17 protein-coding genes are annotated in these 14,706 nt (G+C 31.8%); 14 read left to right on the top strand and 3 right to left on the bottom strand.

All coding sequences use genetic code 11. The features are described from left to right. Positions 1-6 precede the first annotated feature (6 nt). The 13 genes from BXY80_RS10515 (at position 7) to rimO (ending at position 10,753) form a co-directional block, all read left to right on the top strand. Positions 7-1,104: a glycosyltransferase family 2 protein gene (locus BXY80_RS10515; protein WP_120201720.1), complete on the top strand. Its 1,098-nt coding sequence runs from the start codon at positions 7-9 to the stop codon at positions 1,102-1,104. Between the two features lie 90 nt (positions 1,105-1,194). Further along, on the top strand, positions 1,195-2,529 hold the full coding sequence (locus BXY80_RS10510; RefSeq protein WP_120201718.1) for a dihydrolipoamide acetyltransferase family protein: 1,335 nt from the start codon (positions 1,195-1,197) through the stop codon (positions 2,527-2,529). 82 nt (positions 2,530-2,611) lie between these two features. Beyond that, on the top strand, positions 2,612-3,388 hold the full coding sequence (locus BXY80_RS10505; RefSeq protein WP_120201717.1) for a 3'-5' exonuclease: 777 nt from the start codon (positions 2,612-2,614) through the stop codon (positions 3,386-3,388). Positions 3,389-3,471: 83 nt separating this feature from the next. Continuing rightward, positions 3,472-4,083 carry a fumarylacetoacetate hydrolase family protein gene (locus BXY80_RS10500; protein WP_120201715.1) on the top strand — a complete coding sequence of 204 codons (612 nt, stop codon included), beginning with the start codon at positions 3,472-3,474 and terminating at the stop codon, positions 4,081-4,083. Continuing rightward, positions 4,084-4,425 (top strand): Hpt domain-containing protein, encoded by a 342-nt coding sequence (locus tag BXY80_RS10495; protein ID WP_120201713.1) that lies wholly within the window; start codon positions 4,084-4,086, stop codon positions 4,423-4,425. Positions 4,426-4,430: 5 nt separating this feature from the next. After that, positions 4,431-5,678: a competence/damage-inducible protein A gene (locus BXY80_RS10490; RefSeq protein ID WP_120201711.1), complete on the top strand. Its 1,248-nt coding sequence runs from the start codon at positions 4,431-4,433 to the stop codon at positions 5,676-5,678. Between the two features lie 170 nt (positions 5,679-5,848). Then, on the top strand, positions 5,849-6,085 hold the full coding sequence (gene rpmB, locus BXY80_RS10485) for a 50S ribosomal protein L28 (RefSeq protein WP_120201710.1): 237 nt from the start codon (positions 5,849-5,851) through the stop codon (positions 6,083-6,085). A 26-nt stretch (positions 6,086-6,111) separates the two neighbouring features. Further along, positions 6,112-6,294: a 50S ribosomal protein L33 gene (rpmG, locus tag BXY80_RS10480; RefSeq protein WP_007648529.1), complete on the top strand. Its 183-nt coding sequence runs from the start codon at positions 6,112-6,114 to the stop codon at positions 6,292-6,294. A 44-nt stretch (positions 6,295-6,338) separates the two neighbouring features. After that, on the top strand, positions 6,339-6,491 hold the full coding sequence (locus BXY80_RS10475) for a DUF4295 domain-containing protein (RefSeq protein WP_008271041.1): 153 nt from the start codon (positions 6,339-6,341) through the stop codon (positions 6,489-6,491). Between the two features lie 142 nt (positions 6,492-6,633). Further along, positions 6,634-7,587: a signal recognition particle-docking protein FtsY gene (ftsY, locus tag BXY80_RS10470; RefSeq protein WP_120201708.1), complete on the top strand. Its 954-nt coding sequence runs from the start codon at positions 6,634-6,636 to the stop codon at positions 7,585-7,587. Between the two features lie 146 nt (positions 7,588-7,733). After that, positions 7,734-7,973, top strand: a complete 240-nt coding sequence (locus BXY80_RS14105; RefSeq protein WP_317124931.1) for a hypothetical protein — start codon at positions 7,734-7,736, stop codon at positions 7,971-7,973. Then, positions 7,954-9,396: an amidase family protein gene (locus BXY80_RS10465; RefSeq protein ID WP_317124930.1), complete on the top strand. Its 1,443-nt coding sequence runs from the start codon at positions 7,954-7,956 to the stop codon at positions 9,394-9,396. The genes BXY80_RS14105 and BXY80_RS10465 overlap by 20 nt, the downstream gene beginning before the upstream one ends. A 55-nt stretch (positions 9,397-9,451) precedes the next feature. Beyond that, positions 9,452-10,753 carry a 30S ribosomal protein S12 methylthiotransferase RimO gene (gene rimO / locus BXY80_RS10460; protein WP_120201706.1) on the top strand — a complete coding sequence of 434 codons (1,302 nt, stop codon included), beginning with the start codon at positions 9,452-9,454 and terminating at the stop codon, positions 10,751-10,753. A gap of 12 nt (positions 10,754-10,765) precedes the next feature. Here rimO and BXY80_RS10455 read toward each other — a convergent pair whose 3' ends face one another. Next, positions 10,766-11,320 carry a thioredoxin family protein gene (locus tag BXY80_RS10455; RefSeq protein ID WP_120201704.1) on the bottom strand — a complete coding sequence of 185 codons (555 nt, stop codon included), beginning with the start codon at positions 11,318-11,320 and terminating at the stop codon, positions 10,766-10,768. 47 nt (positions 11,321-11,367) lie between these two features. On the opposite strand from BXY80_RS10455, the gene BXY80_RS10450 reads away from it, so the two are divergent. Continuing rightward, complete coding sequence (locus BXY80_RS10450; protein WP_120201702.1) at positions 11,368-11,703, top strand: tRNA-binding protein; 336 nt, start codon at positions 11,368-11,370, stop codon at positions 11,701-11,703. 2 nt (positions 11,704-11,705) lie between these two features. On the opposite strand, the gene BXY80_RS10445 is transcribed toward BXY80_RS10450, so the two are convergent. Beyond that, on the bottom strand, positions 11,706-14,210 hold the full coding sequence (locus BXY80_RS10445) for a M14 family metallopeptidase (protein WP_120201700.1): 2,505 nt from the start codon (positions 14,208-14,210) through the stop codon (positions 11,706-11,708). A gap of 79 nt (positions 14,211-14,289) precedes the next feature. Further along, a complete protein-coding gene (locus BXY80_RS10440; protein ID WP_120201698.1) occupies positions 14,290-14,685 on the bottom strand; it encodes a PUR family DNA/RNA-binding protein in 396 nt (131 codons plus the stop codon). Positions 14,686-14,706 lie beyond the last annotated feature (21 nt).

Below are 14,706 nucleotides of genomic sequence, written 5' to 3'. Positions count from 1 at the left end.
ACTATTTTGAAGCTATCTGTTATCATATTAAACTATAATGTGCGCTACTTCTTAGAGTTGTGTCTTAAAAGTGTCGCAGCTGCTACTAGTAATTTAGAAGCAGAAATTATAGTGGTTGATAATAATTCTAATGACGATAGTTGCGAAATGGTTAAACGCTTATTTCCAAATGTTGTTTTAATTGAAAACAAAGAAAATTTAGGTTTTTCTAAAGCTAATAATCAAGGCGTATCTATTGCAAAAGGTGAGTATGTATGCATATTAAATCCAGATACTGTTGTAACAGAAGATACATTTGTAACCTTGTTAAGTTATGCCGAAGGACTAAATAATTTAGGAATTTTAAGCTGTAAGTTAATTGATGGTCAAGGCAACTTCTTGCCAGAAAGCAAACGTAATATTCCAAAACCAGCTGTAGCAATAAAAAAGATTTTAGGATTTTCTAAATCATACTATGCAAATCATTTAGATAAAAATGAAGTAGGTAAAGTAGATGTTTTTGTTGGAGCATTTATGCTTATAAAGCGATCAATATATAATGAAGTTAAAGGTTTTGATGAAGCCTATTTTATGTATGGAGAAGATATAGACTTATCATACAAAATACGTAAAGCTGGTTATGATAATACATATTATGGAAAAACTACAATAATTCATTATAAAGGCGAAAGTACTTTAAAAGACAAAACCTATGCTAAACGTTTTTATGGAGCGATGCAGGTATTTTACGACAAGCATTTTAAGTCTAATATAATATTTGATGTCTTAGTTTGGCTAGGTATTCAGTTTGCAAAATGGGCTAGTGTTAAAGAGTTAACTAAAATAAAACCAATTAAACAGAGTATATTAATATCTCATAAGAGCTATCCAGCATTAGAAAAAAAACTAGGCAAAAACGTTCAAAGAGTATCTAAGTTATCTAAAATGTTACCAAATACTCAGCTTGTTTTTGATGCTAATTATTTAAGTTTCAAGTCAATTGTAAACATAATTGAAGCTTCAGAAAATAACAGTAATACATCTTTCAAAATTCTGCCTAATAATTCTAATTTTATTATTGGTAGTAATTCTTCAAAAAGTAGAGGAGAAGTAATAAATTTCTAAAAAGAATTAATTAATAAAACTGCAATAAATTAGATGTTTTTTCTTTAATTTTGCAATCATAAAATCAAAAAAACCTTTTGCACTAAGAATATGGCAAAATTTGAACTAAAACTTCCTAAAATGGGAGAAAGTGTTGCAGAAGCAACAATTACATCTTGGTTAAAAAATGTAGGCGATACTATTGAAGCAGACGAAGCTGTTTTAGAAATTGCTACAGATAAAGTTGATAGTGAAGTGCCTAGTGAAGTAGACGGTGTTTTAACAGAAATACTTTTTAATGTTGATGATGTTGTTCAAGTAGGACAAACTATTGCTGTTATTGAAACAGAAGCAGATGTTGCGTCAAGTGCATCAACACCAGTTGCAGAACCAGTTAAGCAAGACGTAGCAGCCTCTCCAGAAGTAGTACAAATTGCTCAAACAGTTGAGGTTGCTAAACAGCAAGTAGCAGCTCCAGTAATCAACTCTGGTGAACGTTTTTACTCGCCTTTAGTTAAAAATATTGCAAAACAAGAAGGTATTCAGCAAGCAGAATTAGATACTGTTCCAGGAACAGGAAAAGAAGGACGCGTTACTAAACATGATATTTTATCTTATATAGAAAATAGAGGCTCTCAATCTAATGTTGAAGCAACTAAAACTCAAGAAGCACCAAAAGTTGCTCCAGCACAATCAAACGGAACAGCAAAAGAATCTGCTCCAGTTGTAGCTTCTGGTGATGATGAAATTATAGAGATGTCTAGAATGGGGAAACTCATAGCACATCATATGGTAGAGTCTGTTCAAACGTCTGCTCATGTACAGAGTTTTATTGAAGCAGATGTTACTAAAATATGGAATTGGAGAAATAAAGTTAAGAAAGAGTTTGCACAACGTGAAGGTGAAAACTTAACCTTTACGCCAATATTTATGGAAGCCGTTGCAAAAGCATTACGCGACTATCCTATGATGAATATCTCTGTTCAAGGCGATAAAATTATTAAAAAGAAACATATTAATCTTGGTATGGCAGCAGCTTTAGGAGATGGTAATTTAATCGTTCCAGTAATTAAAGATGCAGACCAATTAAACCTTGTTGGTATGACTAAAAAAGTTAATGATTTAGCTAGTCGTGCTCGCGAAAACAAACTAAAACCAGACGATATACAAGGCGGAACATATACCGTTACCAATGTTGGTACATTTGGTAGTATCATGGGAACACCAATAATTAACCAGCCTCAGGTCGGTATTTTAGCTTTAGGCGCCATACGTAAAGTGCCGGCTGTAGTAGAAACACCAGAAGGAGATTTTATTGGTATTCGTTACAGAATGTTTATGTCACATTCTTACGATCATAGAGTTGTTAATGGTGCTTTGGGAGGTCAATTTGTAAAAGCGGTTAAAGATTATTTAGAAGCTTGGGATTCTAATAGGGAGATTTAACTAACAATTATATAATATTAAAAGCCTTAATTTTTATTAAGGCTTTTTTTATTCTTATATCTTTGTGTAAAATATATTATAAATGAATCTCAACCTTACAAAGCCCATCTGTTTTTTTGATTTAGAAACTACAGGAATTAATATTTCAAAAGACCGAATCGTAGAAATTTCAATCTTAAAAGTATTTCCGTCAGGCAAAGAAGAACGACATACATGGAAAGTAAATCCAGAAATGCCAATTCCTACCGAAGTAACAGCAATACATGGTATATCTGATGCAGATGTTGCAGGCAAACCAACATTTAGAGAGCTTGCAAAAGAGGTTCATAACTTAATTAAAGATTCAGATTTAGGTGGTTTTAATTCCAACCGATTCGATATTCCTTTATTAGCTGAAGAAATGCTGCGTGCAGATGTAGATTTTGATATAAAAAACAGACATGCAGTAGATGTACAAACTATTTTTCATAAAATGGAACAGCGTACATTAAGTGCAGCATATAAGTTTTATTGTGATAAAGATTTAGAAGGAGCGCATAGTGCAGAAGCAGATACAAATGCAACCTACGAAGTTTTAAAAGCACAAATAGAAAAGTATGACGACTTAGAAAATGACACCAAGTTTTTAGCAGAATTTAGTTCACGTAAAAAGTTTGCAGATTTTGCAGGTTTTATTAGTTATAATAAAGAAGGTGTAGAATGTTTTTCTTTTGGTAAGCATAAAGGTAAATTAGTGACCGAAGTTTTAGAAAAAGAACCTGGTTATTTTGGCTGGTTGCTTAATGCAGACTTTCCTTTATATACTAAAAAAGTGCTAACAGCTATTAAGCTAAGAGCCTTTAATAATAAGTTATCATAATTGTCATTCCTGCGAAGGCAGGAATCCACTAAGAAATTAAAATGTTTAATTAATAAAGATTCCTGTCTTTTCAGGAAATGAATATGAAATTAATCTGCATTGGTCGTAACTATACAGATCATATTAAAGAGTTAGAAAATGATAAGCCAACAGATCCAGTTGTGTTTTTAAAACCAGACACATCTATTTTGTTGAAAAAACAACCGTTTTTTATTCCAGATTTTTCAGATGATGTGCACCATGAAGTTGAGGTTTTGGTGAAGATTAATAAAGTAGGAAAGCATATCGCTAAAAAGTTTGCTCATAAATATTATGACGAAATAGGATTAGGTATAGATTTTACAGCTCGCGATTTGCAATCCCAATTAAAAGCCAAAAGCTTACCATGGGAAAAAGCGAAAGCTTTTGATGGCGCAGCAGTAATTGGTAAATGGTTACCAAAGTCTGATTTTGAAAATATAAATGAAATTAATTTCTCTTTAGAAAAAAACGGAAGCCTTGTGCAACAGGGAAATACAAATTTAATGCTCTGGAAAATTGATGAATTGATAGAATATGTTTCAAAATATTTTACTTTAAAGATTGGAGATATTATATTTACAGGAACGCCATCAGGAGTTGGCAAGGTACTTGCTAATGATAAATTAAATGGATACATAGAAGACAAACAATTGTTTTCAGTTACAGTAAAATAAATGGAACAACATTATAAACTACATAGAGTAAGAGAGTTAGCAGACAACGACGAAGACTTCATTGCAGCATTAGCAGCAGCATTTTTAGAAGAAGTACCAGTTGATGCTGAGCGACTAAAAAAAGCTGTTGCAGAAACAGACTATTATAACACATATCAAGCTGCACATAAAATGAAACCTACAATCGATTTGTTTGAGTTGGGTGTTTTGCAAGATTTAATCGTCGTTCAAGATTGGGGTAAATTTGAAAAAGCAGGAGAAGATGTTTCTAGCCAATTAGAACTTGTTCTTACCGCTGTCGAAAATGCTACAGCAGAACTTAAAAACGATTTCAACCTTTAGTTGTAATGCAGGCAGAAATAATTACAATAGGTGATGAGATTCTCATTGGTCAAATTGTAGATACTAATTCTGCATTTATAAGTAAAGCACTAAATAAAATTGGTGTTTCTGTATATCAAATCACTTCAATTCAAGATGATAAAGCGCATATTTTAAAAGCTCTAAAAGAAGCCGAAAATAATGTGGATATTATTATTGTTACTGGAGGTTTAGGTCCTACAAAAGACGATATTACAAAAAAAACTATTGCAGAATATTTTAATGATACTTTAGTGCAAAGTGAGGCCGTACTTAAAAACATTAAATTTCTTTGGCAGAAGTATATCAAGCAAGAGTTAACACAAGTTAATATTGATCAAGCTTTGATACCATCTAAAGCCCAAGTTTTGATGAATAGCGTTGGTAGTGCTCCAGGTATGTGGTTAGAAAAAAACAATAAAGTATTTGTATCTCTTCCAGGCGTGCCTTTTGAAATGAAAGCACTAATTGAAAATGAAGTAATACCTAAGTTAAGAGCAACATTTAATTTTCCTTATATTCAACACAAAACAATATTGACTTACGGTTTAGGAGAAAGTGCACTTGCAGCAAGAATTGAAGCTTGGGAAGATGCATTACCAGATTTTGTGAAATTGGCTTACTTACCTAATTTGGGTAGAGTGCGATTAAGGCTATCTGCCAAGCATGAAAACAAACAAATAGTAAAAACAGAAATAGAACAGCAAATACAAAAGTTATTACCACAAATTGAAGATATATTTGTTGGGTTTGAAGATGATATATCTATTGAAGCTGTTTTAGGAAAACAATTAACAACTTTAGGAAAAACAATAGCAACAGCAGAAAGTTGTACAGGAGGAAAGATTGCAGAGTCGTTTACAGCAAATGCAGGCGCATCCAAGTATTTTAAAGGAAGTATTGTTAGCTATACTAGAGAAGCAAAGCAAGAACTTCTTAATGTGCCAGAAGAGTTAATTAATAAGCATTCTGTAGTTAGTTCTCAAGTAGCAGAAGCAATGGCGGTTTCAGTTTTGCAAAAGTTTAATTCAGATTATGCAATTGCTACAACAGGTAATGCAGGACCAACAAAGGATGATACAGCAGAAGATGTTGGCATAGTTTACATTGCTATTGCTAGTAAATTTGGAGTTTTTTCAGAAAAATTTAGCCTTGGTAACCATCGAATAAAAGTTATAAATAAGGCAACAAATAAAGCCTTAATAATGCTACAAAAAGAAATTTTAAAAAAGTAGTAATTTTAGTTTGTAGGTATTGTAAAGTTTTACTAAATTTGCAGCCTGTTTTGAAATATCTATGTTTGGTTTTTAAAATTAAAGAAGAATTGCAATTTAGGATATTCTTTCTGACATTGAAAAACAATAGGAATTATCAGAAAGAAATAACATAATTAAAGTTAAGAAGAATGTCAAGAGTTTGTGAACTTACTGGAAAGAAAGCGATGGTTGGAAACAACGTATCTCACGCGATGAATAAAACAAAACGTAAATTCAATGCGAATTTAATCAAAAAGCGTTTTTATATTCCTGAAGAAGATAATTGGGTAACTTTAAAAGTTTCTACATCTGCATTAAAAACGATTAACAAAATTGGAATTTCTGCAGCAATCAAAGAAGCAAAATCTAAAGGATTTTTAAAATAATAGCGTAACGCTTAAAGATACGTACAATGGCAAAGAAAGGTAATAGAATACAAGTTATATTAGAATGTACTGAGCATAAAGAATCTGGACAACCAGGAACTTCTCGTTACATCACAACAAAAAACAAAAAGAATACGCCAGACAGAATGGAGATTAAAAAATTTAATCCAATTCTTAAGCGTATGACAGTTCATAAAGAAATTAAATAATTAGAGATTTTCGTAAGAAAGTCTCAAATAAACACATTTGAGTCATGGCAAAGAAATCAGTAGCATCATTACAAACAGGATCTAAAAGACTTACTAAAGCTATTAAAATGGTAAAATCACCAAAAACAGGAGCTTACATGTTTGTTGAGTCAGTAATGGCACCAGAGTTTGTCAATGATTTTTTAAACAAAAAATAAATTAAATTATCATATTTAATTACAACTGCTTTCAATTTGAAAGCAGTTTTTTTATGTCTATATTTGGGCAAAACTATGACAAAATTACAGTTAAAATTTTCGGCTCGACATTTGACTTAGTTATTCAAAATAAGGATTACAAATGAGTTTTTTTAAAAAAATATTTTCTTCAGAAAAAAAGGAAACCTTAGACAAAGGTTTAGAGAAATCTAAAACTTCTTTTTTTACAAAATTAAATAAAGCTGTTGCAGGTAAATCTAAAGTTGATGATGAAGTTTTAGATAATCTTGAAGAAATATTAGTTACTAGTGATGTTGGTGTAAATACAACATTAAAAGTTATTGAACGTATTGAAGAGCGTGTCTCTAATGATAAATATTTAGGCACTTCTGAGTTAAATAGAATTCTTCGCGAAGAGATAGCCGGTTTATTGTCTGAAACAAATAGTGGAGAAGATACAGAGTTTAGCATTCCTAAAACTCATAAACCACATGTTATTATGGTTGTTGGCGTTAATGGTGTTGGTAAAACAACAACTATAGGTAAATTAGCATATCAATTTAAAAAGCAAGGTTTAAACGTTGTTTTAGGCGCTGCAGATACATTTAGAGCAGCAGCAATAGATCAATTACAAGTTTGGGCAGATCGTGTAGATATTCCTATTGTTAAACAATCTATGGGAAGTGATCCAGCTTCTGTTGCTTTTGATACTTTAGAAAGTGCTGTAACGAGTAATGCAGATGTTGTTATAATAGATACTGCAGGACGTTTACATAATAAGGTTAACTTAATGAATGAGTTAACTAAAGTAAAACGTGTGATGCAAAAAGTGGTCGATAACTCACCGCATGATGTGTTGTTAGTTTTAGATGGTTCTACTGGACAGAATGCTTTTGAACAAGCCAAACAATTTACTGCAGCTACAGAGGTAACTTCGTTAGCTGTTACTAAATTAGATGGCACAGCAAAAGGAGGCGTTGTTATTGGTATTTCTGATCAATTTCAAATTCCTGTTAAATATATTGGTGTTGGCGAAGGCATTGAAGACCTACAAGTCTTCAACAAATTTGAATTTGTAGATTCGTTCTTTAAGTAAAACGTCATAATTTTTAAGTAAAGTGTTTTTATTAGTATTTTTAGTAAAAATACTAACCATGAACCGAGCATGTTTAAAATATTGTTTTTTTCGGAATAATTAATTGCGAACAACATGTGACCGTTAAAAGATAATAAACACTACACATGAAATATTTTTACTATTTATTAATTATAGTATTTGTTTTTTCTTGTAAAAAGGAAACTCAAAAAACAACAACTTCAGATATAGAAGATAAAGCTGTTGAAGTTGATTCTTCTAATACAGATATTAGCGCGATTTCTACTAAAGACTTTACAGAGTTTAAAGTGCTAGATTCTAAATACATTAACGTAGATAATTTTTGGAAGCCTTTTAATAAAGACCTTGAAAAGTATATACAATAATTTAAAGCCGTTTGTTTTAGAACAAGATATTCCTACGTTGCAGAAACATATCACTTCTGGGGAACTATCCTATGAAAAGCTAACAAAATTCTATCTCTACCGCATAAGAAAGTTTGATAGAGCAAATAATCTTTCATTAAATTCAGTTATTGCACTTAATCCTAATGTGATTCAACAAGCTAGGCAAAAAGATAAAGAGTTTTTGAATAAAAAAATGAAGCATCCAATTTTTGGAATGCCAATTCTTCTCAAAGATAATGTCAATGCATCAGATATGCCTACAACAGCAGGAGCAGTTGCGTTACAAGATAATAATGCAGAAGATGCATTTATTGTAAAACAACTAAAAAAACAAGGCGCTCTTATTTTAGGAAAAGCTAATTTGAGCGAATGGGCTTATTTCTTTTGTGGTGAATGTCCAAGTGGCTATTCTGCAATTGGAGGCCAAACGCTTAATCCATATGGTCGCAAGATTATAGATACAGGTGGTTCTAGTTCTGGTAGTGGTGTAGCCACATCAGCTAATTTTTGTGCAGCTTCAATTGGTAGTGAAACTTCTGGTTCAATATTATCTCCAGCTAGCCAGAATTCTGTAGTTGGACTAAAACCAACCATTGGTTTGGTAAGTAGAAGTGGTATTATACCAATTTCATCAACTTTAGATACTGCAGGACCAATAACAAAAAATGTTATAGATAATGCAATTCTTTTAGATGCAATTTTTGGAGAAGATAAATCAGATTCTAAATCTATTTTCGCGCTTTGGGGTAACGGTTTTTATGTTGACGAATTAGTTTCAGAAGGATTAAAAGGGAAACGTTTTGGTGCTTATAAAGAAATGCTTGAAAAAGAACCATTATATGTTTCTGCTATAGAACAGCTTAAAAAACGCGGTGCTGAAATTGTTGTGATAGAAGAAAACGAAGACATTAAATTACCAGATTTTCTTAGACTCTTAAATTTAGACATGCAAAAGGATTTGCCTATTTACCTTTCTAAATATGCAGATGATAAGGTTGCTCTTAAATCTGTTGAAGATGTTATAGATTTCAATTTAAAAGATTCAATACATATAATGCCTTATGGACAAGCACTTTTTAAAGGAATTGTGGCAGATAAAGCTACAGATGAAGAGTTCACCTTAATTAAAGAAATACTTAAAACAAACGGAAAGCACTATTTTGATGATTTTATTAAAACTAATCAGTTAGATGGTGTATTATCAATAAATAATTATCACGCTGGTTATGCAGCAGTAGCAGAATATCCAGCAATTACTGTTCCGATGGGTTATAAAGAAAATGGAGCTCCAATGGGATTAACATTTATAGGAAAACGTCTATCAGAAAAACAACTTTTGCAATGGGCTTATAATTATGAGCAAGCTACAAAAATGAGAAAAGCACCTGTGAATTATAATTAGATTAAACTCAAAAACATAGCTATAAGGTTGTATCTTTGCATCCTGAAATTTTAGTATGAGAACAAAATCACTTAAAAAGAATAAAATCAATGTAGTTACACTTGGCTGTAGTAAAAATGTTTACGACAGTGAAGTATTAATGGGACAGCTTAAAGCTAGCGGCAAAGATGTTGTGCATGAAGAAGAAGGCAATATAGTTGTTGTAAATACATGTGGTTTTATTAATAATGCTAAAGAAGAAAGTGTGAATACTATTTTAGAATTCATGCAGAAAAAAGAAGCAGGAGAAGTTGATAAAGTGTTTGTTACGGGATGCCTTTCAGAACGCTATAAACCAGACTTACAAAAAGAGATTCCTAATGTCGATGCTTATTTTGGTACAACAGAACTTCCAGGTTTATTAAAAGCATTAGGGGCAGATTATAAGCATGAATTAATTGGAGAACGTTTAACAACAACACCTAAAAATTATGCGTATTTAAAAATTGCGGAAGGTTGTGATAGACCTTGCAGTTTTTGTGCAATTCCGTTAATGCGAGGAAAACATAAATCTACTCCAATTGAAGAGGTTGTTATTGAAGCAGAAAAATTAGCAGCTAATGGTGTTAAAGAATTGATTTTAATTGCTCAAGATTTAACTTATTACGGACTCGATTTATATAAAAAGAGAAATTTAGCAGAATTACTTGAAGCTTTAGTAAAGGTTGAAGGTATTGAATGGATTCGTTTGCATTATGCATTTCCAACTGGTTTCCCAATGGATGTACTTGATGTCATGAATAGAGAACCAAAAATTTGTAATTATTTAGATATTCCGTTACAACATATTAGTGATTCAATTCTTAAAAGTATGCGTCGCGGAACAACTAAAGAAAAAACGACAAAACTGCTTAAACAATTTAGAGCTGCAGTTCCAGAAATGACCATTCGTACAACATTAATTGTTGGTTATCCAGGTGAAACAGAAGAAGATTTTGAAACACTTAGAGATTGGGTAAAAGACATGCGTTTTGAACGTTTAGGATGTTTTACGTATTCTCATGAAGAAAACACACATGCTTATAATTTAGAAGATGATGTTCCTGAAGATGTAAAGATTGATAGAGCAAATCAAATTATGGAAATTCAATCTCAAATTTCATGGGAGTTGAATCAAGCTAAAATAGGTCAGGAGTTTAAAGTAGTTATAGATAGAAAAGAAGGTAACTATTTTGTTGGTCGTACAGAATATGATTCGCCAGATGTAGATAACGAAGTGCTTATTGATGCTACAAAAACCTACTTAAAAACAGGAGAATTTACAAATGTAAAGATTATTGAAGCAGAAGATTTCGATTTGTATGCTGAAGTATGTTAAGTTGCTAAGATTTTACAACCATTTAATATTACAGCCTATACTAGGTTTTTGTAATGCATTAATAGGTTTGTTATGTAATAAAGCTTCTAGTGCATCACGTATGTCTTTTCCTGTTACTGGTATTCCATTTCCTGGTCTAGAATCATCAAGTTGACCTCTATAAATAAGTTCCAAATTATCATTAAACACATAAAAATCTGGTGTGCAAGCAGCGTCATAGGCTTTGGCTACTTCTTGAGATTTATCATATAAATACGGAAATGTAAAGTCTTCGTCAATAGCATTTTGTTTCATTAAATGCGGCGCATCTTGCGGATAATTGTCTGTATCATTACTAGAAATGGCAATGCAGTTTATTCCTTTAGATAAATAATCTTTAGCTAATTGTGAAATCTGTTCGTTTACATGTTTTACAAAAGGGCAATGATTACAAATAAACATTATAACTGTTCCTTTGGCTCCTTTTAGTTCATTTAAAGATAAATAAGAATCACTAACAGTGTCTAATAATTTAAAACCTGGAGCTTTTGTCCCTAAAGCAATCATGTTTGAAGGTGTACGTGCCATTTAATTTTCTTTTTTTCAAATATCGTAATTAATTGTACTTTTATAGCATGAGCGATACAATAACTTTTGAAGACTTTACAAAAGTAGATTTACGTATAGGAACTATTATTGAAGTTAATGATTTTCCTGAAGCTAGACATCCAGCTTATCAACTTACAATTGACTTTGGAGATTTAGGTATAAAAAAATCCTCAGCTCAAATTACTACCTTATATACTGAAGACGCCTTACTTGGCAAGCAAGTTGTAGCAGTGGTTAACTTTCCTAAAAAGCAGATTGCCAAATTTATGAGCGAATGCTTAATTCTTGGCGCAGTTAACGGAAAAGATGTAATTCTTTTAAACCCAGAAAATAAGGTAAAAAATGGTACTATTGTAAGCTAGTTTTATAGCTCTTCTCTAAAAAATATAGCATTCATAAGTAACTTATTTGTGCCATACCAAAAGGCTCTAAAATTGGTGTTATCTGTAAACGCAATAACTCTTCCAGCTTTTAATTTTTTTGTTTTAAAAGGAACAGATAATGACAAACTATCTAGGTTTGGTTTAGAGATATAACCACTCAGTAAAGGGTTTTTAGTATACCTAATTGGGTTATTATAACTTTGTTTATCTGCTTTCATAAACATAGTATTGTTTCTAAATAATGATATTTTATCATTTTTATATCCAAAATTTATTGGATGCGAACGATCTTGTTTGGCTTCAAAAATAGCACCTCCAATTACTTGAGCACCACGATAATCACTTCGTTGTTCAAATGAAATATCTTCGGCAGTATGCTCCATTTTTTTAAAATCAATCTTTATAAATTCATTTTTATTTAACCAATTTAGCGCACTTCTATAGCCAATTAATGTGCCTCCATTTTCAACCCAAGTTTTTATTTTTTTTGTACCATCAGCTGCTAATGAGCCACTAGGCATAATAATAGTATTATAGCGACTTAAATCTTTTCTATTTAATGATTTAGTGTCTAATTTTGTTACAAGTATGTCATAGCGTTGGTCTAATAAATGCCATATTTCACCTGCATCATAGCTTCTAATGCCATCACCTACAAGAAGAGCAATCTTAGGTAATGTTAATGCTCTAAATTGACTACTTCCTAAGTCTATACCTTGAGTTAATCCGGTATTTGCTGTATTAATTGCTATATGATTTTCTTTAGCGATATTTTGCAGGAAATCATATAACTTGTCTGATGATTTGTTTTGATTTTGTACAGGAATTAAAATAGTACCATAATCGTAATCTGTTCCATTTAAGTTGAACTGTTTCATGGCTACTTTAGCTCTTAAACCACTACTTAAAATTTGGTTTAATGCTTTTGGTGTGTAATATTCATGCCATTCTATTAAATAAGCATAATTACTTTTTCCTGTAATATGACCAGATTTTGGTTTAAGGTTTTCGATTTTGTCTCCTACATTTGACGTAGAAACATTTTCTGCATAGTCTAAATTAAATGCTAAAGGAAAAGTCCACGCTGATACATCATAAAATAAGCTGTCTTGAAACTTTGTGCGTTTCTCAAACATGGCATCAATTAGTCTTGTATTCTTTTGATTTTTAGGAACGATAAAACTATTGCCTTTCTTAAACTGTTTTCCATTGACACTAAAATCATTTTTTATGTTATGAATAGTAATATTTTGACGCTCTAAAATTTCTGCTAAATGATACGCTTTTGCTGCGTCTTTTTCATCGCCAAATACTATAGCTTTACCGTTTTGTTTTGCGGCTTCAGTTCTAGCATTTTTATAGAAATCATGTTGGTATTGTAAAATGTCTTCACGCATAGTCTCAGCAGCTTCTAAAGTAGATAAGGCAGCTGTAAATTGATTACGAATTGTAAATGGAAAAGTTAAAATACCATTATCACTTTCTTGTATGTGACCACGTGAGCTACCTTGTTCAAATAAAATACCAATACTTCCATTTATATCTGGAAACGTAGAGCCTTTTCCGTAGTAAAAATCATCAAAATTTTCTTCAGTATAGTATAATGAGCCAATTTTATCAAAAGCTTTAGCATGAAAATCACCAATGCGTTTTGTTAGCTTTTGATTTAATTTTGGGGTTAATGGATGCGTTCTCGATGGTATTCCTGGTTGAAAGAAAAAGGTTGAGTTTGTTCCCATTTCATGATGGTCTGTTAAAATATTAGGTAACCATTTATGAAAACTAGCAATGCGAGCTCTAGATTCTGGTAATTGTACTGGTAGCCAATCTCTGTTCATGTCAAACCAATAGTGATTTGTGCGACCACCTGGCCAAGCCTCACGATATTCCCTGTCGTTTGGATCTGGATTTAAGTTTTTACTTTTATTGGTGTTTGCCCAGTATGCAAATCGTTGTAAACCGTCTGGATTTAATGATGGGTCTAATAAAACTACAGTATTGTTAAGTAAGTTTTTTACTTCAGAGCTTTCGGCAGCAGCCAAATAATAGGCAAGTAATAATGCAGCATTTGATCCACTAGCTTCGTTGCCATGAATTGAAAACCCTTGGTAAACAACTATTGGCATGTTACTATTATTTACAGTGCTATTATTAGTTGCAGTAATATGTTTATCTCGTATGGTATCAATATTAGCTTGATTTTCTGGAGATGTTATTGTGAGTAGAAGCAAAGGTCTATCTTCAAACGTGTGGCCTCTATCTTCAATAGTTATTCTATCTGAAGCATTTGCTAACGCATACATATAATGAACAAGTTTGTCATGCGTAATATGCCACTCGCCAACGTGATGCCTTATTACAGACTCTGGCGTAGGAATGTTTTGATTGTATGTTGTGTTTTGAGGCAGATAATAGTTTAAGTCTGTTTTGGTTTGCGCAGTTACGTTAGTAATTACTATAACCAGAATAAGGAAGATTAATCTCATAAAGTATTAGTTAAGGTATAAAAATAAAAAAACCGTTACTGTAATGTAACGGTTTTGTATAATTTAACAAAAGTTAGATTTATATATCTTCAAAGTTTACATCTGTAAAGCTTTCAGGAGATGCAGGTGTATCATTAGTTTCTGTAGTTTCATTATTTGAAGTATACATGTCTTCTTTTTTGAAATCTTTTTGATGACGTTCGCTTATAACTTCATTGCCTTTTTCGTCAATGATATAATCTGTCATTTCTCTTAAAATCTCATTAAACTCAGAAAAATCTTCTTTGTATAAATAGATTTTGTGTTTTTTGTAGTGAAAAGAACCATCATCATTAGTAAATTTTTTACTTTCAGTAATTGTGAGGTAATAATCACCAGCTTTAGTTGCTCTTACGTCGAAGAAGTAAGTTCGTCTTCCTGCTCGCAATACTTTTGAGAAAATTTCCTCTTTCTCCATCATTCCGTGGTCACTCATAGCTAATTAAATGTTTTTTTG

The organism is Ichthyenterobacterium magnum (assembly GCF_003610635.1).
Lineage (GTDB): Bacteria > Bacteroidota > Bacteroidia > Flavobacteriales > Flavobacteriaceae > Ichthyenterobacterium > Ichthyenterobacterium magnum.
This window is presented reverse-complemented; position numbering and strand designations above follow the sequence as displayed.